Here is a 22,395-nt window from a genome sequence, read left to right as displayed (position 1 = left end):
ATTCACAGGAATCGCCCAGGTAAGGTCCAGACAGTTCCCAGTCGATTGCCGGACTATGAAGCAATGAGTGGTGCGCCTGCGGAGTCCACGCCCGAGGCCCGGGTGCTGGTGGTGGACGACGAACCCATGATCGTGGAGCTCCTGTCGGTGAGCCTGCGCTATCAGGGGTTCGCGGTCGATACTGCTATCGACGGGGCGCAGGCCCTGGACAAGGCGCGCACCTTCCGACCGCAGGCGCTGATCGTCGATGTGATGATGCCCGGCATGGACGGCTTCGGGCTGCTGCGCCGACTGCGCGCCGATGGCATCGACGCACCGGTGCTGTTCCTGACCGCGCGCGACGATGTGCAGGACAAGGTCGCCGGACTCACCCTCGGCGCCGACGACTACATCACCAAGCCGTTCAGCCTCGAGGAAGTGGTCGCCCGGCTGCGAGTTGTCTTGCGCCGCTTCGGTCATACCGCCCCGCAGCGCGAGAGTTCGCGAATTCGGTTCGAGGACATCGAACTCGACGACGATACGCACGAGGTGTGGAAGGCGGGCGTGCCGGTCGCGTTGTCGCCCACCGAATTCACCCTGCTGCGGTATTTCATGGTCAATGCCGGGACGGTGTTGAGTAAGCCCCGCATCCTGGACCATGTGTGGCGCTATGACTTCGGGGGTGAGGTCGGCGTGGTCGAAACCTATGTCTCGTATCTGCGCAAAAAGGTCGACACGGGTGATCAGCGTTTGATTCATACGCTGCGTGGTGTGGGCTATGTGATGCGCGCGCCGAATCGCACGCGCCAGTCCGAGAAATGATCACTTCCCGAATCGAACAGACCCGTCGCAGACTGGCACGTGCCTCTTCGGCGATTCCGCTGCGGGTGACGCTCGTGCTCGCGCTGGTGCTGCTTTCCGCGCTCGGCCTGTTCGCCTCCGGCACGGTCGTCACCTCGGCGCTGGAGAATTCGCTGCTGCACCGCACCGATCAGCAGCTTCGCGATGCGGTGATGGCGTGGTCGCGGCCGCGGCCGCCGACTCCGTCGAATCCGCCGCATCCGTCCAGCACCTTCTATGTGCACATCGAGCCGACCCCCGGCGGCAACGGCACCGTTTATCTCGAGACCAGGCCGTTCAATGAGGAGGCCGAGCCCGAGCTGCCGCGGTTGACCGATGCGCGGCCGAACACGGATCCGCCGGGTAGCAAGGTACTCACTAAACCGGTGACCGTCGGTTCCAAGAGCGGCTCGACGGTCAAATGGCGGACCATGACGGCGGTTTCACCCGATACGACGACGACGGTCGCGATACCGCTGACCGAGAACATCGACACCGTCAATCGACTGATCATGTTGCAGCTCATGGTCGGCGCCGCGGTGCTCGCCGCGCTGGCGGTGCTCGCCTACTTCGTGATCCGACGCAGTCTGCGGCCGCTGCGCGCGGTCGAGAAGACCGCCGCCGCCATTGCCGCCGGTGATCTGCATCGCCGAGTTCCGGTGCGCGGCACCAACACCGAGGTCGACCGGTTGTCCCAATCGCTTAACGGCATGCTGGCCCAGATCCAGCGAGCCTTCGCCGCGACGGAAGCGTCCGAGGCGGCGGCCCGGCGCTCCGAGGCGAAGATGCGCCGCTTCGTCGCCGACGCGAGTCATGAACTGCGCACCCCACTCACCACCATCAGCGGCTTCGCTGAACTGTATCGGCAAGGTGTGACCGCGGATCCGGCCATGTTCATGGACCGCATCGAACACGAGGCCCAGCGCATGGGGCTGTTGGTCGAGGATCTGTTGATGCTGGCCCGATTGGACGCGCAGCGTCCACTGGAACTGGGTCCGGTGGACCTGCTCGCCCTCGCCAGCGATGCCGTGCACAATGCCCGCGCAGTCGCCGCGGCCAATGACGACGACGGTTCGCAACGCTCGGTCGAACTGGAAATCTGTTCGGGCACAGGAACATTGGAAGTAGTCGGCGATGAAGCGCGGCTGCGTCAGATACTGGCCAACCTGCTCAACAACGCACTCACGCACACACCCCCGGACGCCGACGTCACGGTCCGGCTGACCCCCACCGACGACGAGGTCCTGCTCGAAGTCGCCGACACCGGCCAGGGCCTACCGTCCGAGGAAGCCGAGCGCATCTTCGAACGCTTCTACCGCACCGACACCTCACGCACGCGCGCCAGCGGCGGCACCGGCCTGGGCCTGTCCATCGTGCAAGCCCTCGTCGACGCCCACAACGGCACAGTGAGTGTCGAAAGTGCCGAGGATGAAGGCACCACCTTCACCGTCCGCCTCCCCCGCGAAAATCGCTGAGCGACGGCACTGCTGTGGGGCACCCGGGTCCGGTTGTGAGCACTTGCCTTGTAGACGAAGGGTCGTCAGTTCATCGATGAGGCCACGGCATCTCCCCGGCGGTGGGGCTGAAAAACACGCTAGGCGTGCGGCTTTCGGGAACGGACCAGTTCGGTGTCCACACGCGTCTACAGCGTCTACCAGCGGACTGTGCGCGTTAGGCTGGTCTTATGGAACCCGGTGCGCTGATGCGCGCCGCTCGCGAGGCGGCGGGTATCTCGCTGCGCGCGATGGCCGAGCGGAGCTACTACAGCAGGGCATACCTGTCGCTGATCGAGACCGGCCAGCGCCCGGTACCTGCCGGTGTCGTCGCTGCCTACGAAAGGGTGCTCGACGCGGACTTGGAGCGGCTGACGGCGGTGGCGCGAGCACCAGCCAGCGTGGACATCACCGCCTTGTCCGACGTGGCGGTGATGTTGGCGGCTACGCGCCGATTCGAGGACGCGGCAGGGGCTTTGACAGTTCTGCCCGCCGTCCGGGGCATGGCCGAGATGACCGAGACATTTGCCGGTGAGGCGCGTGTGGGACGGAGTAATGCGGCGTCCCTCGCGTCGGAGATCACGCAGTATCGCGGGTGGCTGGAGCACGCGATCGGAGCTGATGCCGCTGCCCGGCGTAGCCTCGGCACCGCTGTGAGCCTGGCGGAGGAGTCTCGCGACCCGGACCGGCTTGCCCACAGCCTGGGCTTCCTCGGCTACGTGACCATGAGCGCGGGGAAATATGACGAAGTCCTCGCACTGTCGGACGCCGCGCTGGCGGTACGGGACGCGCACCCTGTCATTACGGCCTATGGGCGAATGCGGCGAGCCGAGCTATTGGCCGCGCACGGAGAGAAGGTCGAAGCACAACGCGCGCTGGCCGTGGCCGATGCGGCGGCGGAAGCGGCGGAGGGTGCTGAGCCCCCCGCGTCGATGTATTGGTGGAGCACCGGATTCGGGGCTGTGCAGCGTGGCGGTGTGCTGGCGCTGCTGGGGCATACGGCCGAAGCGATAGGCGAGGCGACAAACGGGCTGGCAGTGATGCCAGCCGAACACCGCCGGTCCGAATGGTTGGCATCAGCGCTGCGTCGCGTCGATCCAGACATGAGCGCGGGCGATTAGGTGTGACCGCGCCGACGCGCCGAATCGCTACGGCGAATATGAACCTGGGCTTAGCGGCCGACGAGCTGGATGAGGCGGCAGACGGCACGCTCACGGCCGTGGCTTCTGGCCGACTGGTCCCGTCCAACTATTGGCGCGTCGCCGAGGTGGTCTTCGGAATCGAAGGCCGACACGCGCCGGATGCGGCGACCGTCCGCGTTCCGCGACACTCATACGGCCTGGATCGACCCATCCGGCACACCGGAAGCGACGCCTGATCAATCGGGAACGTTGGATCCGTAGCCCAAGTCGCGGAGGGCGGTTTTGATTTTGGTTTGGGCTTCGTCGAGGGATTCGGGGGTGGGGTGGGGGTTGGCGCCGGAGATGTCGAAGTTGCCCATGGTGAAGGCTGGGAAAACGTGGACGTGCAGGTGGGGGACTTCCAGGCCGGCGATGAGTAGGCCGGCGCGGGGTGCGTCCCAGGCGTGGCGGACCGCTCGGCCGATTTTCTGCGCGACGCCGTTGAGCCGCGCGAAGGTGTCGGCGTCGACGTCCTGCCACTGATCGATCTCCTTGCGGGGGACAACCAGTGTGTGCCCTTGCGTTACCGGGGCGATGGTGAGGAATGCGACGAATTCGTCGTCCTCCCAGACGAAACGGCCCGGCAGCTGGCCTTCGATGATCGCGCTGAAAACAGAAGCCATGTACCGCAGGCTACGCCGAGCGGTCCCGAGCGGCCGTTCCGGTGTTGACGTCGCCCCGGAATTGTGTCTATCGTACACATATCAGTTTCCGACGGACACAGTTTAGGAACGACATGATCACCATTGCCCTTGCCGCCGCAGCAGCCGCCGCCCCCGCAGGTCTGCTCACCCACCGTCAGATGCGTCGCCGCGGCAATGCTCGGGCGCTCCGGATCGACACCCCGAACGGAATCTCGGAGGCGGGCTTCGTCACCATCGGTGGCATCGAGCAGTGGGTCGAAATCCGCGGCGAGGACCGGTCCAACCCGGTGCTGCTGGAATTGCACGGCGGCCCCGGCGCCTCGAACACCTACTTCGCCCATCGAACTCGGGCTTGGGAAAAGCACTTCACGATCGTCCGGTGGGATATGCGTGGCGCGGGAAAGACTTTCGGTCGCGGCGCGCAAGGGGAGATGACCTTCGGCCAGCTCTACGCCGACGCACTCGAGGTCACCCACTACGTGCGCGACCGGCTGCACGCCGACAAGGTGGTGTTGCTGGCCGCCTCCTTCGGTTCGGTCCTGGGACTTCGCCTGGCCCGCAACCATCCCGAGCTGTACTCGGCCTATGTCGGCACTGACCAGAACATCACCGGCGGCGAGCCCGACGAGAGCGCATTCTTCGCGGTTGTGCGACGGCTGCGCGAATCCGGAAAGCGCGCCGCCGCAGCGAAATTGGAGGAAATGGGACCGGATGCCACGCGATGGACCGCCGAGCAATGGGGTCTGCACGCGAAATTGGCGACGAGCTCGGATCCCATGCTCACCGAGGTCCTGAAGAAGCTGATCATGCCCTCGATGTGGTTCTCGCCACTGCATCGGCTGCGTGATCTGAAGGTGGGTGCGGACGGTATGAAGTTCTCCGCTCAGGTCGGCGTCGAATCCGTGCACTTCGATGCCTGGCGCGACGGCACGCGATTCGAGTTGCCGTTCTTCATCTTTCAGGGCGAACACGACAGCTTGATGCCAGCGGCCAGGGCACGCCGCTACTTCGACGATGTCGAGGCGCCGTACAAGGAGTTCGCGGTGATCGCGGACGCCAACCACTTCGCGGCATTCTGGCAGCCCGAACAGTTTCTCGAACTGCTGCTGACCCGGGTCCGTCCGGTGATAACCAGCGGGCTCAGTGGTCAGGCGATGTAGTGCGACAGAATGCTCTGCACTTCGTAGATGTCGACCTGACGGTTGAATCGCTTCTGCACGGGTTCATGGGTGCCGGAGATCCAGATGCAGAGTTCGGCATCGAGGTCGAAGGTGCCCGCGGTTTCCACCGAGAAGTGGGTGATGGCGCGGTAGGGGATGCTGTGATAGCTCACCTTGCGGCCGGTGACCCCCTGCTTGTCGACCAGGATGAGACGCTTGTTGGTGAACAGAATCGCATCGCGGACAAGCAGATACGCGGCGTAAACCTGCTCACCGCCGCCCATTAGTCTCGCGTATTCCTCTTGCGCCTTACCGGGATCGATCCGTCCGGCATTGCCCATCAGTCCGTCGATCAGACCCATAGACTCCCCCGCCTCTCCGCGTATTTTGCCGGTCGTCCGGTGCCTCGATATCCACAATACGGGCCGGCGGTAACCGGGCGGTCGGCTTTTGGGCGTGCCCGACGAGTTACCCATGTGCTTACGAAATCAGTCATCGCTCGCTCGCCCACCAGTGGTTATCGGGATGGGCGGCGGCAGAAATCGGTACCGCCTGCCAGGATCGGCGGGTGCGGGGTGCACGGCCGATGAACCCCGAGTATCGGGTGCGCGGACTACTGGTCGGGGCGAGTTCGGCACACCCTAAGCTGTTGCCCGTGCGCGTACTCGTCATCGGTTCCGGAGCCCGTGAACATGCCCTCGTCCTGGCCCTGCGCCGGGACCCCGCGGTGACCGCGTTGTTCGCGGCGCCGGGCAATGCCGGTATCGCCCAGTACGCGCAGGTCAGAGCGGTTGATCCGTCCTCGGCAGAGGCGGTTGTCGCGCTGGCTACCGAGCTGGACGCGGACCTGGTGGTGATCGGACCCGAGGTGCCGCTGGTGCTCGGCGTCGCCGATGCGGTCCGGGCCGCGGGTATCGCATGCTTCGGTCCGTCGGCCGCGGCCGCGCGCATCGAAGGTTCGAAGGCGTTCGCCAAGGATGTCATGACCGCCGCCGGGGTTCGCACCGCGCACAGCGAGATTGTGGACAATCCTGCTGAACTCGATGCCGCGCTGGACCGGTTCGGCCCCACCTGGGTGGTCAAGGACGACGGCCTGGCCGCGGGCAAGGGTGTGGTGGTGACCGCCGACCGGCTTGCGGCCCGCGACCACGGTGCCGAACTGCTCGAGCAGGGCCATCCGGTGCTGTTGGAATCCTTCCTGGACGGGCCCGAGGTTTCGCTGTTCTGCCTGGTCGACGGCGAAACTGTGGTGCCGCTGCTGCCCGCGCAGGATCACAAGCGCGTCGGCGACGGTGATACCGGGCCGAATACCGGCGGTATGGGTGCGTACACGCCGCTGCCGTGGTTGCCGGAGGAGACTGTCACCGCGATCGTCGAGGATGTCGTGAAGCCCGTCGCGGCGGAGTTGGTGCGGCGTGGCTGCGGCTTCTCCGGTCTGCTGTACGCGGGGCTGGCGATCGGTGCCGCCGGACCCGCCGTCGTCGAATTCAATTGTCGCTTCGGCGATCCGGAGACCCAGGCCGTGCTCGCGCTGCTGGAGAGTCCGCTCGGCGAATTGCTGAACGCCACCGCGACCGGCACGCTCGCCGAGGTTGCCGCACCGCGTTGGCGCGTCGGTTCGGCCGTCACAGTCGTGATCGCCGCCGAGAACTACCCGGGTCATCCCCGCGTCGGTGATGTGATCACCGGAGCGGGCGAGGGCACTACCGACGACACGTCCGCCGTGCTACATGCGGGAACCGCATCGCGCGAGGACGGAGCACTGGTCTCCGCGGGCGGTCGCGTGCTGAGCGTCGTCGGCGTCGGCGCAGATCTGGCCGAGGCTCGCGCGCACGCCTACGACCGCATTGCCTCGATCAAGTTGCCGGGCAGCCACTTTCGCACCGACATCGGCCTCGCCGCGGTCGAGGATCGCATTTCGGTCTGACGGGACAAACCGGCACTAACGACCATCAGGGAGCGAGTCTTACGAGCGAGGAGTTCGCGGCCCGTCTCGCGTCTGAGCCGTTCAAACGCGTGTGACACAGTCGCAGGACTCGACCGTCCAGCACGCGCGCATCAGGTGCCGATCGCTCCCCGCCTCCGTAACCACAACGGAGCGAGTCTTACGAGCGAGGTTCGCGGCCCGTCTCGCGTCCGAGTCGTCGAAGCGCATGCGACGTAGTCGCGAGTCTCGACGGCTCGGACGCGAGACACCAGGGGGCCGCGAACACGCCGCGCCGAAGGCGCGGCCAACAACTCAGGCGAACGTGAGCCCGTGCACCGCCAACCACTGCTGCGGATCGACGTGCTGTCCGTTGACTATGACCTCGAAGTGCAGATGCGGTCCCGTGGAGTCACCACGGTTACCCATGCGGGCGATCTGCATACCCGCCGGAACACGTTCGCCGACCGAGACGAAGAAGTCGTACATATGGCCGTAGACGGTGATGCTGCCGTCATCGTGCCGGATGCGCACCCATAGCCCGAAGCCCTGCGCCGGTCCCGCATCGATGACGGTGCCGCTGGCAACGGCATAGATCGGTGTGCCGATCGGCCCCGCGATATCGATTCCGTTGTGGAAAGTGCCCCAGCGCGAACCGAATCCGGAGGTGAATGTGCCGCGCGTCGGCAAAACCATACTGGTGATGCCGGGCAGCACCGAGCCAGCGGTGACCGGCGCGCTGCCCGCCAGCCACGGCTGGTACTCGCCGGACACGGCCGCGGCCGCCTCGGCCTTGGCACGTTCCAACGTCGCGCGTGCCGCGGCCGCCACGACCTCCTGCTCACGGATGCGCTCACCGTTGGCGATGGCATTCAGATAGCGCTTCACCGACGGCGGTGTCGACTGCATCTGCTGTGGATAGGCGAAGGCGACGCGTTGGGACTCGTCCGGGCCGGGCGTGCGATCGGTGATGCCCCAGTCGAACGTGGAATCTGCGGCCGCGAATACGGCGGTGACACAGACCCCGGCGATCAGGATTCGGTGCTTGCGCGATAACGCGCGGTAGTCGGGTTTGGGTCGGTCCTGCCACAGCGCGCGCAGGTCGGGCGGTGGTTGCCGACGCAGCCAGACCAGGCCTTCCCTGCACTCGCCGAACACCTCGTGCGCTCGCCGACGCAGCTCGGACTCGCGCCGCTCCCGCAACTTGGCACGCCAATCGGGGGGAATGACACCGATGCCACCCACCCCGGGTACTCGGTCCAGCCGCGCCCGGCGAGCCTTGTCAAGCATTAACGCCGACCATAACCCGTACCGCATGCCGCACACATGCCGAAACACGCGGTGGGTCGCATTTCGCTACCTGTCGACAAAAGCCGAGTATCGGCGCCCACTCGACCTGCGGGACCGTCTACCGTACGTCGGGTGTCCAGAGAATCTCGCCGGTCGACCATTCCACCTTTCTACGTGATGGATGTTTGGAAAGCCGCCGCGGAACGTGCCAGGACGCACGGCGATGTGCTGGTGCTGGCGGCCGGGCAGCCCTCGACGCCCGCACCAGCCCCGGTGCTGCGTGCGACGAAGGCGGCGATCGATGCCGAATTGCTCGGTTACACAGAGACATTCGGCATTCTGCCGCTGCGCGAGGCGATCGCCGAACACCACCGCGATACCTACGGATACGCCGTCGAACCCGATGACGTCGTGGTGACGACCGGATCCTCCGGCGCATTCACCCTAATCTTCCTGGCCGCGTTCGATGTCGGGGATACCGTCGTGGTGGCCAGGCCCGGATATCCGGCCTACCGCAACACCCTCACCGCGCTTGGTTGTCGCGTGGTCGAACTCGATTGCGGTGCGCAAACCCGATTCCAGCCGACGGTCGCCATGCTGGAAGCGCTGCCGGAACCTCCCGCCGGCCTGATCGTGGCCAGTCCGGCCAACCCGACCGGCACCATGATCGATCCCGATGAGCTCTCCGCACTGGCCCGCTGGTGCGATGCGCACGGCACTCTGCTGATCTCCGACGAGATCTACCACGGCATCACCTACCAGGGCCTCAGCGTTGGCCGAACGTCGTCGGCCTGGGAGACCTCGCGCGAATCCGTGGTCATCGGTTCGGTCTCGAAGTACTTCTCGATGACCGGCTGGCGGCTCGGCTGGATGCTGGTGCCGAGCGGTTTGCGGCCCGCGCTGCAACGGCTCGCATCCAATATGACCGTCTGTCCGCCCGCGGTCTCGCAGTTCGCGGCGCTGCACGCGTTCGGTGCCGAGGCCAAGGAGGAGCTCGACGGTCACGTCCGCCGCTACGCGGTGAATCGGCAACTGCTGCTGGAGGGGTTGCCGAAGCTCGGCATTACCGAGCTGGCCCCGGCCGACGGCGCCTTCTACGCCTACGCCGATATCGGCCATCTCACCGATGATTCGAGGAAGTGGTGCGCCTCGGTGCTCGACCACACCGGAGTCGCGTTGGCCCCCGGAGTCGACTTCGATACCGCGGCGGGGAACCGGACGGTACGGATCTCCTTCGCCGGCGCTACTGCGGACATCGAGGCGGCACTCGTTCGGCTGGGTCACTATCTGCGTGGTTGATCATGCTGTCGGACAATGAGTTTGCACAGTTCGGCACCCTGAACGAGCAGATGCGGTAAAACAACGATGGCTGGGTTTTCACTCTCTGGGTTTCCTCTCTGATTTCGCACGGATGAACTGATGATGACTGGCACGATGGCACGGTGATAACCGCGACGACCCCGAAAGGCGAACGGCGTCGCCAGGCTTTGGTAGCGGCCGCCGCCGAGTTGTTACTCGAAGGCGGATTCGATGCGGTGCGGCATCGCTCGGTCGCGACGCGCGCCGACCTTCCGCTGGCGTCGACGACGTACTACTTCGAGTCGCTCGATGATCTGATCGCGCGAGCGGTCGAATTCAGCGGCAATGCGGAACTGGACGCGATGCGGCGTCGGGTCGGCGAGGTGAGCCACCGCAGACGCGGCTCGGAGGCGACCGTCGATCTGGTGTTGGACCTGTTGGTGGGGTCGGACGGCAGCGACGAGGGCGCACGCGGACAGCTCATCGCGCGCTATGAACGTTCGGTGGCCTCGGCGCGGCATCCGGAACTGCGCGAAGTGCAGCTCCGACTAAGGGCACAGCTGGACGAGTTACTCGCCGACGTACTGCGCCGCTCCGATCGGGCGGTTCGACCGGAGCAGTTGCGCAGGATGGTCGCGGTGGTCGACGGTGCCGTGGTCGCGGCGCTGAGCGAAATGGACCCGGAGCCAAGGCGAATGGCGCGCGGTGCGTTGCTCGAGGTCATCGATATCGTCGCGCCCCCGGTGCGAGCGTCCGGCCCGGAGGTGGTAGCTCGGGTAACCACAGAGGGTCCGCTCGCGCCACATCAGATACAGACGCCGCAGCAGGTCGACAGGTTCCGGACACTAGACTGACAACACGTGAGAGAGCGCAGCGAGCGAACCAAAGACACAGCGCCCAGGCGTACGACGGAGCCGAGCGCTAGCGAGGTGCAGTCGTGAGCCTCGTCCCGAATGTCCTTGCCACTCGATACGCCAGCCCGGAGTTGGTGCATCTCTGGTCGCCCGAGAACAAGATCGTGCTCGAGCGGCGGCTGTGGCTGGAGGTGTTGCGGGCGCAGTCCGAACTCGGCATCGGACTGCCCGCGGGCGTCATCGACGATTACGAGCGGGTCATCGATCAGGTGGATCTGGCCTCGATCGCCGAGCGTGAGCGGGTCACTCGCCATGACGTGAAGGCGCGCATCGAGGAATTCAACGCGCTGGCCGGGCACGAGCATGTGCACAAGGGCATGACCAGCCGTGATCTCACCGAGAATGTCGAGCAGTTGCAGATTCGGCTCTCGCTCGAGCATGTGCATGCGCACGGTGTCGCGGTGGCGGCGCGGCTGGCCGAGCGGGCCGCCGAGTACCACACGCTGGTGATGGCGGGCCGTTCGCACAATGTCGCCGCCCAGGCCACCACGCTGGGCAAGCGGTTCGCCTCCGCCGCCGATGAGCTGCTCATCGCGCTGACCCGGCTGCGCGAGCTCATCGACCGCTACCCGCTGCGCGGTATCAAGGGCCCGATGGGCACCGCGCAGGACATGCTCGATCTGCTCGGCGGCGATTCGGCCAAGCTGGCGACGCTGGAGCAGCAGGTCGCGCGGCATCTCGGTTTCGCGAATGTGCTCACCAGTGTCGGTCAGGTGTATCCGCGCTCGCTCGATCACGATGTGCTCTCGGCGCTCGTTCAGGTCGGTGCGGGCCCGTCGTCGTTCGCCCACACCATTCGGCTGATGGCGGGCCATGAGCTGGTCACCGAGGGCTTCCAGCCCGGGCAGGTGGGCAGCTCCGCCATGCCGCACAAGATGAACACCCGCTCCTGCGAGCGCGTCAACGGTCTGCAGGTGGTGCTGCGCGGTTATGCCTCGATGGCCGCCGAACTCGCTGGTGCGCAATGGAACGAGGGCGATGTGTTCTGCTCGGTGGTGCGCCGTGTCGCGCTGCCGGATGCCTTCTTCGCCATCGACGGCATGATCGAAACCTTCCTAACCGTGCTCAGCGAATTCGGCGCCTACCCCGCCGTCATCTCCCGCGAACTCGACCGCTATCTCCCCTTCCTCGCCACCACCCGCATGCTTATCGCCGCCGTGCGCGCCGGTGTGGGCCGTGAAACCGCCCATGAGGTAATCAAGGAACACGCCGTAGCCGTCGCCCTCGCCATGCGTGAACAGGGCCGCGAACCCGACCTGCTGGACCGCTTGGCCGCCGACTCCCGCTTCCCCTTGGACCGTGCCGAATTGGAAGCCGCCCTGGCCGACAAGTCGGCCTTCATCGGCGCGGCAGAAGCTCAGGTTTCGGATGTGGTGGCCGGCGTCGAAAAGCTCGTGGACCAGTATCCGGACGCCGCTCGCTACACCCCGTCCCCGATCCTCTAGCCGACCGGCCATAGTGATCGGGTGAATCCGTACACGATCTTCGGGGACATTGTGGCCGGGCGGGCCGAGGCCAGCTGGGTGTATGAGGACGATGATGTGGTGGCGTTCATGGACATTCGGCCCATGACGCCCGGGCATTTGCTGGTGGTGCCTAAGGTTGCGGCGCGCAGTCTGGCGGAGTTGGATCCGGTGGTCGGGGGGAAGTTGTTCCAGGTGGCGCAGAAGCTGGCCGAAGCGCTGCGGGCCAGCGAGGTGGGGTGTGATGGAGTCAACTTCTTCTTGGCCGACGGGGTGACCGCGGGTCAGGAAGTGTTCCATGTGCATCTGCATGTCATTCCGCGGACGCCCGGTGACGGGTTCGGATTACGTGGGCGGCCGACCAGTCCGCGCCGCGCTGACCTGGACTATCTGGCGAGTTCGATCCGCGGCGCGCTCGATCGCTGAGCCGTCGCCGGGTTGGGCGGTGCCGGCGTGAAAGTCGGCGGGAGCTACCGCTGATCATCGACGCCGATACGACAATGGCGTCAATGCCATCGGCGGCCTGTCCATGGGCGGTAATGCGGCCTCTATCCTCGCCGCCGCATCCATTCGAACAGGCGGCTGCGCGCCCTCGGCATCCCGGCCGAGATCGAATACAGCCCAACCGGAACCCACTCCTGGCCCTACTGGCAGGACACCCTGCACGCCTCCTGGTCGACCATCGGTCCGGGCATCGGAGCCTGAGGTCAGGTCCGCAGCACCCGGACGATGGCGAAGACCACGACGATCGCGGCCAGGGATGCCGTGCCGAGGATGACGATGCCCGCGGGCACGCCGAATAGTTCAACATCCTCGGTTCGGTGGATCGTCTGGTAGACCTCCGCGTCGCTGGCATCGGCCTCGAAGGCGAAGTCGGAGCGGATATCCGCGGGGGTATCGATCGAAACCCGCAGTTCGGTCAGGTAGTTGCGGCCATTCGTGGTCACCGCCGCGAGTTCTGGATCCGATGTGGCAACCCGGCCTGCGAAGTCGACATGCACACTTTGGGCGGCGGCATCGGGATCGCTGCGGCGCACACGATGCTCGCTCAGCGCGTAAAGGTGCACGTACTGGGCCTGTTTGGCGGCGCTCGACATGCGCATCGGATAGACGAAACGATCCGAATCGAAGCTCAGGCGCACCGGATCTATTGCGCCATCGAGTGGTTGGGCGCTGGTGAGGCGCATCGCGACGAAGGACCAGCCCTCGCGCAGATATGGTTCGACAGTGGTGACCACCTCGGGACGTATCTCGTAGCCGTTGTCGCTCAGCCACTTTCGAATGCCGTCCAGGTTGCCGCCGGACAGGGTGGTTGCTTCGAGCGGGCCGAGTTGCACGCGATCGAGGACGGTCGGGCCGCCACCGGCAGCGGTCATAGCGCCCTCGCCCGCGGCGTCGCTGGAACCGGAGCCGAACCATCGACGCTGGGTAACAACCTTGGGCGCGGTCAAGTTCGCCAGGTCGGTAAAGGTCGCCGCCGAGCCACCCGCGACGGTCGCCGGTTTCGGTGTCGGCACGATGAGCGCCGCCTGATCGGTACCGGATTTCAGCGTGAGCCGCATGAGCATCGTCTCGCGCTGTCCGTCCCAGCTGACCAGCGCCGTCTCCTCGCGCACCGACGCCGGATGCCCGGGTGGATTGGCGACTGCGCCGCACGCGCATGCGGACGCCGGTGCGAGCGTGCCGATTCCGGCGGTGGCGAATAGCATCCCCGTGACGGCCAGCAGGCGAATTGCGATTGTGGCGCGCATGGCCGCGAGCCTAGTGGGCTGCGCGGCCGTGCATCCGGACCTCAGGCGCACCGCGTTTCGCGCAACCCCCAGCGTGGATAGTCGCTGTAACCCGCCGCATCGCGCCCGTACAGCAGTTCCTCGCGGATCGAACCGAGCGGCAAATTGTAGGTAATCCGTGTCACCAGATCGGGATTGGCGATGAAGGCGCGTCCGAACGACACCAGATCGGCGAGCCCCTGCTGCAGCACCGTCTCGGCCTCGACCGCGGTGGTGGGTTCGCCGTTCTCACCGATATTCGCGATGAGCGTGCCGTGCCAACGCGGCCGCAGGTCGGCGAGAGCCGGGTAGTCGTCGTTATCGGTCAGATGCAGATAGGCAAGGTCACGGCGATCCAACTCGGCCACCAATGTGCGGTACAGCGGTGCCGGATCCGCCTCGTACATATTGAACTGCGGGTTGCCCGGCGATAGCCGAATTGCGGTCCGGTGCGGCCCGACGGCACCGACGACCGCGTCGACGATGGCCAGCGGCGCCCGCATGCGGTTCTCGATCGAACCGCCGAATTCATCGGTGCGCAGATTGGTGTTGTCGGCCAGGAACTGGTGCAGCAGATAGCTATTGGCCCCGTGGATCTCGACACCGTCGAAGCCCGCCGCGATCGCATTGGCGGCAGCGGCCGCGAAATGCTCGATCACGGCGGCGATTTCGGCACGGCTGAACGCTCCCGGCGTGATCGGATCGGCCTTGGTGCCGTCGAGCAGGTGCGGCCGATCGTCATCCACTACGGCCGACGGTCCGGTCGGCCACGAGCCGTCGACGCGCGCCAACGGATGTCCCTTCCGGCCACCGTGCATCAGCTGTGCGACGATCCGCCCGCCCGCCGCGTGCACCGCCTCGGTGACCTGCCGCCAGGCATCGACATGGCGGCCGGTCTGCAGGCCCGGCACCCAGGCCTCGCTCTGGCCGGTCGAATGCGGCCAGATGCCCTCGGTCACGATCAGTCCGGCCGTGGCCCGCTGCGCGTAGTAGTCGACCACATCGGCGGTCGGCGAACCGTCCGGATGCGAACGCAACCGGGTCATCGGTGACATGACGATGTGATTGGGCAGGGCCAGAACGTTGTTGCGATATTCGCTCAATAGCTGCATGACGGCACCATAAAACCTGACATCGATGTGAGGTCAAGTAAGCTCGACACCGCAACGGCTGATCTCGGGAGCGCATGGGTAACTCGTCGGGAACGTCCAGCAGCTCTTCGTGCGTGGCCGCCGACCCGCAGCGCGCCTTCCGTTGCACTCACTTGTCGGCAAAGGTCCGGGAAGGCGGAACAGATATGCGCATCGGTGAGCTGGCCGAGCGGACCGGGGTGAGCGTCCGGTCGCTGCGGTACTACGAGGCCAAGGGCATGCTCGGATCCGAGCGCAGCTCCGGTGGTCAGCGTGAATATCCGGAGTCGGCGGTCGCGCGGGTGCTGCGCATTCGTGAAATGTTCGCCGCGGGCATCGGCAGCGATACTGTCAGCCAGCTGCTGCCGTGTATCCACGACGAAGATGGCACGCCGAACGAACTGGCGACACCGTTCCTGGTGGACAAGCTGGCCGAGGAGCGCCGCCGCATCGACCAGGCCATGACCGATCTGCACCGGGCGGGCGCGGTACTCGACGAGATCATCCGAGCGGCGGGCGGTGTGCAGCCCGAACAGTAGGGTGGGCCCATGGCTCTCGACAGTGGAACCGGAACGCTCGCCGGTCCGGGTGATGAATCGGCCGTGGTGACGGCCCCGGTCGCCAAGCAGGTGCGCACCGAGCGGGTGCACCACGGCGACGTCTTCATCGACGAGTACGAATGGCTCCGCGATAAGGAAAATCCCGAGGTCATCGCCTATCTGGAGGCGGAGAACGCCTACACCGAGGCGCAGACGGCGCATCTGGGCGGGCTGCGGGACAAGCTCTACGACGAGATCAAGGCGCGCACCCAGGAGACCGATCTGTCGGTGCCGACCCGGATCGGCGAGTACTGGTACTACTCGCGCAGCTTCGAGGGCAAACAGTACGGCGTGCACTGCCGCTGTCCCATCATTGCCCCGGCGGGAGCCGAGGGGATCGACGCCTGGACCCCGCCGCAACTCGAGGCCGATACCGAGATTCCCGGCGAGCAGGTGCTGCTGGACAGCAACCAGGCCGCCGAGGGACACGACTTCTTCACGCTCGGCGCGTTCTCGGTCAGCCATGACGGCAACCTGCTCGCGTACTCGGTCGACACCAGCGGTGACGAGCGCTACCTGCTGCGCTTCAAGGATCTGCGCACCGGGGAGGAGCTCGCCGACGAGATCGCGGGCACCGCACCCGGCGCGACCTGGTCGCTGGACGGCACGCACGTCTTCTATCAGACGGTCGACGAATCCTGGCGGCCCGACACCGTGTGGCGGCACCGGCTCGGCACGGCCAAGGATGACGATGTCAAGGTCTTCCACGAGCCCGATGAGCGCTACTGGGTGAGCATCGGCTCGACGCGCTCGGAGAAGTACCTGATGATCTGGCTCGGCTCCAAGATCACCAGCGAGGCCTGGGTACTCGAATCCGATAATCCGGAAGGGGATTTCCGGGTCGTTATTCCGCGTCGCGAAGGTGTCGAGTACTCGGTGGACCATGCCGTGGTCGGCGGTGAGGACCGTTTCCTGATCCTGCACAACGACGTCGTGGACGGGGTGAAAGCGCAGAACTTCGTACTCGCCGAGGCCCCGGTATCGGATCCGTCGAATATGACGCTGCTGATCGGCCACCGCGACGACGTGCGGCTCGAGGACATCGATCCGTTCGCCGATCATCTGGTGCTGAGCTATCGGCGCGAAGCCCTTCCCCGCATTGCCATTTGGCCGCTGACCGAATCCGGCTACGGCGAGCGGCGCGAACTCGAGTTCGATCTGGAACTCTTCGCGGTCGGTTCCGGCCGCAATCCGGAGTGGGAGCAGCCGACGCTGCGGATCGGGTTGACCTCGTTCATCACACCGATGCAGGTCTTCGACTATGTCCCGGCCACCGGTGAGCTGTTGCTGCGCAAGGAGCAGCCGGTACTCGGCGGCTATGACGCGAACGACTATGAGCAGGAACGCGATTGGGCGATCGCCGCGGACGGCACCCGGATTCCGATCTCGCTGGTGCGCAAGAAGGGGCTGCCCGCGGGTCCGAAACCGCTGCTGCTGTACGGATATGGCTCCTACGAGACCCCTATTGATCCGTCCTTCTCGTTATCGCGGCTTTCGCTGCTCGACCGCGGCATGGTGTTCGCGGTGGCGCATGTGCGCGGCGGCGGTGAAATGGGGCGGCTCTGGTACGAGAACGGCAAGACGCGCACCAAGAAGAACACCTTCACCGACTTCATCTCCTGCGCAAGGCATCTCATCGATACCCGTGTCACCTCGGCGGACCGGCTGGTCGCCGATGGCGGCAGCGCGGGCGGTCTGCTGATGGGCGCGGTGGCGAATATGGCGCCCGAGCTGTTCAGGGGCATTCTGACCAACGTGCCGTTCGTCGACCCGCTCACCTCGATCCTGGACCCGTCGCTGCCGCTTACCGTCATCGAATGGGACGAGTGGGGGAATCCATTGGCGGACAAGGACGTCTACGACTACATGAAGTCCTACGCGCCCTATGAGAACATCGAAGCCAAGGACTACCCGGCCATCCTGGCGGTCACCGGCATCAATGACACCCGCGTGCTCTATGTCGAACCCGCCAAGTGGGTCGCCAAACTGCGCGCGACCAAGACCGGTGACACCCCGCTACTGCTCAAGACCGAAATGAGTGCGGGCCATGGCGGTGTCAGCGGCCGCTACGAGCAGTGGAAGGAAGTCGCCTTCGAATACGCCTGGCTGCTGAGCACCCTCGGCCTGGCCGACGCGTAGGTCGGGTGAGCGGTCGGTGCACCCCGGCCGCTCACCCGGTGGGGGCCAATAGTTTGCCGAGCAGCGCCGTGAGCTGGGGGCGCCGCGGTGTGGAGCTTCATGCTCGCCGCGCGCGCTCGCGGACTCGGCACCACCTGGACCAGTGCGCAGGGGCCGCTGGAACGCGAACTAGCTGCGGCACTGGGGATTCCGTACGACACGGTGATGCTCGCGGCATTCATCCCGCTGGCCTACACCCTCGGCACCGACTTCAAACCCGCGGTCCGGGTGCCGAGGGAGCAGGTACTGCACTGGGAACGGTGGTAAATCAGAGGCCGCAGGTGCGCATGTTGTCCAGGAACGTTGCGCGATCGCTGTCGCGGTATTGCTCGATTCCCTGATATGCGCCGTTCGCATCCATGATCGCGATATAGGCGTCGGCGATCTGATCCGGCGTCGCGTCCGGCGTGCGGCTGCGCACCTGGTTGACGAACCCCTGTGTCGCAGTGCATGTTTTGTCTTGGCTGAAGATCTGGGGGGCGTCCGGATCGGCTAGGGCGGTCGCCGGTGCGATGAGCAGGAGTGGAACTGACAGAGCGCTGAGCAGGGCTGTCTTCACGCCGGAGATCTTAGGTCAGATGTGCCGCGGGTGTGACGAAGTGTTCGTCGGCGGGTCATCCGCCCTGCACGCCGAGTACATCTGCGGCTGGCACCGTGAGGTCATGAACGCTGAGCTGATCGTGTCGATTTCCGGGATCCGGGACACCACGCGGGACGCGGCTATCGAATTCGCGGCCGAAATGGATCGCCGCGATGTGCGGCTTTCGCTGCTGATCGCGCCTCGGTTGAAGGGCGGCTACCGGCTGGTGGAAGATCCGGCGACGCAGGCATGGCTGCGTGGCCGGCGGGCCCGCGGTGATGCGATCGTGCTGCACGGCTACGACCAGGCGGCGACCAAGCGGCGCCGAGCCGAATTCGCCACCCTGCCCCGGCACGAGGCGCGCCTGCGGCTGACCGCGGCGGATCGCGTGCTCGAGCAGGTGGAATTGCGCACCCGGTTGTTCGCGGCTCCGCGCTGGGATGCCTCGGCGGGCGCCATCGAGGCGCTGCCCGAGGCCGGTTTCCGGCTCGCGCTCGGGCTGACCTCGATTCTCGATCTCGAGCGCAATATCGCCCAGAAGGCGCGCGTCTACGGCATGGGCGAGGGTTTCCGCGCCGAACCGTGGTGGTGCCGCGCGCTGGTGCTCGGTGCGGCCAGGACCGCACGTCGCGGCGGTGTGCTGCGCTTGGCCGTTTCCGCCGCTCAGCTCGGCCGTTCCGGTCCGCGGCAGGCGATGCTCGATGCGGTCGATCTCGCGCTGTTCCACGGCGCGTCCAGCGAGGTGTACCGCTGGGAGCCGTTCGCCGCCGTCAAGGCGGCCTGATCAGGTCTGCCCGAAGCCGTGTGGGTGGTCGGCACCGCCTACACGAGGCGCCGCCGCCCGTAATGGCGTGATCGGGCGGCGGCGCGCGGCGAAATCAATTCTGCGCCAGCGCTATTCGGTGGCTGAGCGCTCGGCGGTCAAGATCGGGGCCGGACGGCTTTCGCCTTCTCGCTCGGTACGGCCGCGGTCGCGTTATGCGTGAATCCGCCCGCTTCCTCTCGAGTGAGCGGTTTGGATTGTGGATGCTTCTCCAGTTGCTCCATGCCGCGCGCGATATCGGCGAGCAGTAGGTCGGCCATATCGATGCTGAACCCGTGCCGGACCAGTGCGCGCATGATCGTCTCGTGCTCGCGGTCGGCGGGCAACGGATACGCGGCGATCAGCCAACCCCTGGTCCGCAGCCGATCCGACAGTTCATAGAGATTGAACCCGACATCCTCGGTCAGCCGCCACGACACCGCCGCGATGCCACGATGCGGATCGCCGCCGTGGATCATCTCGAACGGCCCGAGTTTCAGCAGGCCATCGGCCACATGCTGGGCGACGTGGTAGAGCTGGGACTGTAGACGGGTGTATCCGGTGTGGCCGAGCCGGATGAATTCGTAGTAAGAGGTGATCACCTGCCCGCCGGGGCGGGAGAAGTTGAGATTGAAGGTGGCCATGCTGCCGCCGAGGTAATCCACATTGAAGATCAGCTCCTCGGGCAGATCGGCGGCCTCGCGCCAGATCGCCCAGCCCGAGCCGAGCGGTGCCAGCCCGGTCTTGTGGCCGGAGGCATTGATCGATTTGACCCGCGACAGTCGGAAATCCCAGATCAGATCGGGTGCGGTGAACGGCGCGAGGAATCCGCCGCTGGCGGCGTCGACATGGATCGGGATATCCAGGCCGCTGACCTCCTGCAGCCGGTCCAGTGCCCGGCTTATCCCGGCGACATCCTCGAACAAGCCGGTATAGGTCTGCCCGAAGGTCGGCACCACCATGATGGTGTTCGCGTCGCAGTAGGCGGCCACATCTTCGGGATGCATGGTCAGCCGGTCCCCGCGCAGCGGAATCTGGCGGATCTCCACATCGAAATAGCGCGCGAACTTTTCCCAGCACACCTGCACCGGGCCGCAGACGAAGTTCGGGGTTCCGGTGCCGCCGCGTTTGCGCCAGCGGAATTTGGCGGCCAGACCGCCGAGCATCGCGGCCTCACTCGAGCCGGTGGTGGAGGTGCCGTGCGTGCCCGCCGGATCCGGCGCATGCCAAAGATCGGCGACCATCCGCACGCACCGGCGCTCCAATTCGGCGGTCTGCGGGTATTCGTCCTTGTCGACGATGTTCTTGTCCAGGGCTTCGTTCATCAGTCTGCGCGCCTGGTCGTCGACCCAGGTGGTGCAGAAGGTCGCCAGATTCATCCGGGAGACGCCGTCGAGCATCAGCTCGTCGTGCACGATCTCGTAGGCGACCTGCGGGATCAACTCGTTTGTCGGGAATCCGGCCTTCGGTGCCGACCGGCGCAGGCCCGGCAGGGCGAATAGGTCGTCGGGCTCCAGTTCTTCTGTCATCGAACCGCCTCCGAACATGGCTTGCGTGATGTTTGCGAAAACAAGTGGCAACCAGCGTCGACGTTTCAGCATGTCACAGCGGCGACCGGATTTTCGGTGTTCCGATCCGGACGACACAGACCGATCGGTCGGGTGATTTCTCCGTATGCACCGAGCGGTTCATGCCAGAGTGGGCGGGCGGCGCGCGGTCGGCCGCTTCTGTGCTGGATCGGATCGGAAATGAGGTTCGCAGATGATCGACGACTCCCGCATCGCGGCGCTGCGCCAGCGGGTGGCCGCGCTGATGCCGCAGGCGAAAACCGATCTCACCCAACTGGTTTCGTTCAAGTCGGTGGCCGATCCCCGGCAGTTCCCACCGGAGGACTGCAACCGGACCGCGCAGTGGGTGGCCGACGCATTCGCCGGGGCGGGTCTGACCAAGGTGGGGCTGCACGAAACTCCCGATGGCAGCAAGGCCGTCATCGCCTCGCGTCCCGCGCTGGACGGTGCGCCCACGGTATTGCTGTACTGCCACTACGACGTGCAGCCGCCGCTCGACGACGATGCCTGGCGCACGCCGGTCTGGGAGCTGACCGAGAAGGACGGCCGCTGGTACGGGCGTGGCAGTGCGGACTGCAAGGGCAATATCGTGATGCACCTGACCGCGCTGCGGGCACTCGGCGCGGATCTGCCGCTCGGGGTGACGCTGGTCGCGGAGGGTTCCGAGGAGCAGGGCACCGGCGGACTCGAACAATTCGTCGAGGCCAATCCGGATCTTTTGCGCGCGGATGCGATTCTGATCGGCGACTGCGGCAATTTCGCGATCGGGATGCCGACCTTGACCGAGTCCTTACGCGGCAATGTCAACGTGGTCGTCACCATCGAAACCCTCGCCGGGCCAATGCATTCCGGCATGTTCGGCGGTCCCGCCCCCGATGCGCTGGCCGCGCTGATCCACCTGCTCGCCTCGTTACGCGACGAATACGGCAACACCACCGTGGCCGGTCTGCCCAATGATCAGCGTTGGACCGGTGTGCAGTACTTGGCGGACCAATTCCGCGCTGACGCAGGCGTACTCGGCGGTGTCGAACTCACCGGTAACGGCACCGTCGCCGATATGCTCTGGGCGCGACCGGCTTTGACTGTGCTCGGGATCGACGCACCGAAGGTCGTGGGCTCAGCGGCGGCAATCCAGCCCGCCGCGCGAGCCCGGCTGAACCTACGCATTCCGCCGGGCACCGATCCAGATCAGGCGCTGGAACTGCTGACCGCACACCTGCTGTCGCATACGCCGTGGAGCGCGAAAATCAGCGTGGAAACCGAGGGGACCGGCGCGCCGTTCCGCTCGGCCAGCGGCGGTCCCGCGCGCACCGCCATGGAAGCCGCACTCACCGCCTCATACGGTCGCGCGACCACTACCCAGGGTCAGGGCGGTTCGATCCCACTGTGCAATGTCTTCGCCGACACCTACCCGCACGCCGAGATCATGCTGCTGGGCGTCGAAGAGCCCAAATGCCTCATCCACGCCCCCAACGAGAGCGTCGACCCCTCTGAAATCGAACACATGGCCCTCGCCGAGGCCCTCTTCCTCGCCACCTACGCCGAACACGCCCCCTGAGGTGTTGGACGCCCGATCACCACG

Annotated in this window: 22 protein-coding genes and 1 pseudogene; 16 read left to right on the top strand and 7 right to left on the bottom strand. The window is 65.9% G+C overall.

All coding sequences use genetic code 11. The annotated features are described in order from the left end of the window. Positions 1-63: 63 nt before the first annotated feature. The 4 genes from ACIBJI_RS36940 to ACIBJI_RS36925 all read left to right on the top strand — a co-directional run bounded on the left by ACIBJI_RS36940 (position 64) and on the right by ACIBJI_RS36925 (position 3,690). Positions 64-801: a response regulator transcription factor gene (locus tag ACIBJI_RS36940; protein ID WP_364357263.1), complete on the top strand. Its 738-nt coding sequence runs from the start codon at positions 64-66 to the stop codon at positions 799-801. After that, a complete protein-coding gene (locus ACIBJI_RS36935; protein ID WP_397087868.1) occupies positions 798-2,294 on the top strand; it encodes a sensor histidine kinase in 1,497 nt (498 codons plus the stop codon). Before ACIBJI_RS36940 ends, ACIBJI_RS36935 begins: the two co-directional genes overlap by 4 nt. A 209-nt stretch (positions 2,295-2,503) precedes the next feature. After that, on the top strand, positions 2,504-3,433 hold the full coding sequence (locus ACIBJI_RS36930) for a helix-turn-helix domain-containing protein (RefSeq protein WP_396959609.1): 930 nt from the start codon (positions 2,504-2,506) through the stop codon (positions 3,431-3,433). 2 nt (positions 3,434-3,435) lie between these two features. After that, on the top strand, positions 3,436-3,690 hold the full coding sequence (locus tag ACIBJI_RS36925; protein WP_397087866.1) for a hypothetical protein: 255 nt from the start codon (positions 3,436-3,438) through the stop codon (positions 3,688-3,690). On the opposite strand, the gene ACIBJI_RS36920 is transcribed toward ACIBJI_RS36925, so the two are convergent. Further along, positions 3,691-4,116 carry an HIT family protein gene (locus tag ACIBJI_RS36920; protein ID WP_364357254.1) on the bottom strand — a complete coding sequence of 142 codons (426 nt, stop codon included), beginning with the start codon at positions 4,114-4,116 and terminating at the stop codon, positions 3,691-3,693. A 113-nt stretch (positions 4,117-4,229) separates the two neighbouring features. Here ACIBJI_RS36920 and ACIBJI_RS36915 point away from each other — a divergent pair, with 113 nt between their 5' ends. After that, positions 4,230-5,297, top strand: a complete 1,068-nt coding sequence (locus ACIBJI_RS36915) for an alpha/beta hydrolase (protein ID WP_364357251.1) — start codon at positions 4,230-4,232, stop codon at positions 5,295-5,297. Here the strand turns inward: ACIBJI_RS36915 and ACIBJI_RS36910 are convergent. Next, positions 5,285-5,659 carry a PH domain-containing protein gene (locus ACIBJI_RS36910; RefSeq protein WP_364357248.1) on the bottom strand — a complete coding sequence of 125 codons (375 nt, stop codon included), beginning with the start codon at positions 5,657-5,659 and terminating at the stop codon, positions 5,285-5,287. The genes ACIBJI_RS36915 and ACIBJI_RS36910 overlap by 13 nt on opposite strands. Positions 5,660-5,952: 293 nt before the next feature. On the opposite strand from ACIBJI_RS36910, the gene purD reads away from it, so the two are divergent. Further along, entirely contained in the window at positions 5,953-7,224 is a 1,272-nt protein-coding gene (gene purD, locus ACIBJI_RS36905; RefSeq protein WP_364357415.1) for a phosphoribosylamine--glycine ligase, read from the top strand. 312 nt (positions 7,225-7,536) lie between these two features. Here the strand turns inward: purD and ACIBJI_RS36900 are convergent, their stop codons facing one another. Continuing rightward, complete coding sequence (locus tag ACIBJI_RS36900) at positions 7,537-8,511, bottom strand: M23 family metallopeptidase (protein WP_397087864.1); 975 nt, start codon at positions 8,509-8,511, stop codon at positions 7,537-7,539. A 132-nt stretch (positions 8,512-8,643) separates the two neighbouring features. Here ACIBJI_RS36900 and ACIBJI_RS36895 point away from each other — a divergent pair, with 132 nt between their 5' ends. The 5 genes and pseudogenes from ACIBJI_RS36895 to ACIBJI_RS36875 all read left to right on the top strand — a co-directional run. Then, positions 8,644-9,810 (top strand): pyridoxal phosphate-dependent aminotransferase, encoded by a 1,167-nt coding sequence (locus ACIBJI_RS36895; protein ID WP_364358528.1) that lies wholly within the window; start codon positions 8,644-8,646, stop codon positions 9,808-9,810. Positions 9,811-9,953: 143 nt separating this feature from the next. Continuing rightward, complete coding sequence (locus ACIBJI_RS36890) at positions 9,954-10,664, top strand: TetR family transcriptional regulator (RefSeq protein WP_364358525.1); 711 nt, start codon at positions 9,954-9,956, stop codon at positions 10,662-10,664. 83 nt (positions 10,665-10,747) lie between these two features. After that, positions 10,748-12,169: an adenylosuccinate lyase gene (purB, locus tag ACIBJI_RS36885; RefSeq protein ID WP_364358522.1), complete on the top strand. Its 1,422-nt coding sequence runs from the start codon at positions 10,748-10,750 to the stop codon at positions 12,167-12,169. Between the two features lie 21 nt (positions 12,170-12,190). Further along, a complete protein-coding gene (locus ACIBJI_RS36880; RefSeq protein ID WP_364358519.1) occupies positions 12,191-12,613 on the top strand; it encodes an HIT family protein in 423 nt (140 codons plus the stop codon). Between the two features lie 150 nt (positions 12,614-12,763). Then, positions 12,764-12,892, top strand: a pseudogene (locus ACIBJI_RS36875) (esterase family protein); the annotation flags it as partial. Between the two features lie 2 nt (positions 12,893-12,894). On the opposite strand, the gene ACIBJI_RS36870 reads toward ACIBJI_RS36875, so the two are convergent. Beyond that, on the bottom strand, positions 12,895-13,938 hold the full coding sequence (locus ACIBJI_RS36870) for a DUF2330 domain-containing protein (protein ID WP_364358516.1): 1,044 nt from the start codon (positions 13,936-13,938) through the stop codon (positions 12,895-12,897). 41 nt (positions 13,939-13,979) lie between these two features. Beyond that, positions 13,980-15,068 carry an alkene reductase gene (locus ACIBJI_RS36865; protein WP_397087861.1) on the bottom strand — a complete coding sequence of 363 codons (1,089 nt, stop codon included), beginning with the start codon at positions 15,066-15,068 and terminating at the stop codon, positions 13,980-13,982. Positions 15,069-15,253: 185 nt separating this feature from the next. Here ACIBJI_RS36865 and ACIBJI_RS36860 point away from each other — a divergent pair, with 185 nt between their 5' ends. The 3 genes from ACIBJI_RS36860 (at position 15,254) to ACIBJI_RS36850 (ending at position 18,130) form a co-directional block, all read left to right on the top strand. Further along, positions 15,254-15,625 (top strand): MerR family transcriptional regulator, encoded by a 372-nt coding sequence (locus tag ACIBJI_RS36860; RefSeq protein WP_364358510.1) that lies wholly within the window; start codon positions 15,254-15,256, stop codon positions 15,623-15,625. Between the two features lie 9 nt (positions 15,626-15,634). Then, complete coding sequence (locus ACIBJI_RS36855; protein WP_397087859.1) at positions 15,635-17,824, top strand: S9 family peptidase; 2,190 nt, start codon at positions 15,635-15,637, stop codon at positions 17,822-17,824. A gap of 87 nt (positions 17,825-17,911) precedes the next feature. After that, a complete protein-coding gene (locus tag ACIBJI_RS36850) occupies positions 17,912-18,130 on the top strand; it encodes a nitroreductase family protein (RefSeq protein WP_364358505.1) in 219 nt (72 codons plus the stop codon). 1 nt (position 18,131) lies between these two features. On the opposite strand, the gene ACIBJI_RS36845 is transcribed toward ACIBJI_RS36850, so the two are convergent. Further along, positions 18,132-18,422: a hypothetical protein gene (locus tag ACIBJI_RS36845; RefSeq protein ID WP_397087857.1), complete on the bottom strand. Its 291-nt coding sequence runs from the start codon at positions 18,420-18,422 to the stop codon at positions 18,132-18,134. Positions 18,423-18,525: 103 nt separating this feature from the next. Here ACIBJI_RS36845 and ACIBJI_RS36840 point away from each other — a divergent pair, with 103 nt between their 5' ends. Beyond that, on the top strand, positions 18,526-19,227 hold the full coding sequence (locus tag ACIBJI_RS36840; protein ID WP_396959597.1) for a DUF2334 domain-containing protein: 702 nt from the start codon (positions 18,526-18,528) through the stop codon (positions 19,225-19,227). Positions 19,228-19,364: 137 nt separating this feature from the next. On the opposite strand, the gene ACIBJI_RS36835 is transcribed toward ACIBJI_RS36840, so the two are convergent. Continuing rightward, positions 19,365-20,774: a glutamate decarboxylase gene (locus tag ACIBJI_RS36835; RefSeq protein ID WP_396959595.1), complete on the bottom strand. Its 1,410-nt coding sequence runs from the start codon at positions 20,772-20,774 to the stop codon at positions 19,365-19,367. 232 nt (positions 20,775-21,006) lie between these two features. Between ACIBJI_RS36835 and ACIBJI_RS36830 the strand changes: the two genes are divergently transcribed. Next, on the top strand, positions 21,007-22,371 hold the full coding sequence (locus tag ACIBJI_RS36830) for a dipeptidase (protein ID WP_396959593.1): 1,365 nt from the start codon (positions 21,007-21,009) through the stop codon (positions 22,369-22,371). Positions 22,372-22,395: the final 24 nt, after the last annotated feature.

The sequence above is a fragment of the Nocardia sp. NPDC050408 genome (assembly GCF_044458905.1).
Taxonomy (GTDB): domain Bacteria; phylum Actinomycetota; class Actinomycetes; order Mycobacteriales; family Mycobacteriaceae; genus Nocardia.
This window is presented reverse-complemented; position numbering and strand designations above follow the sequence as displayed.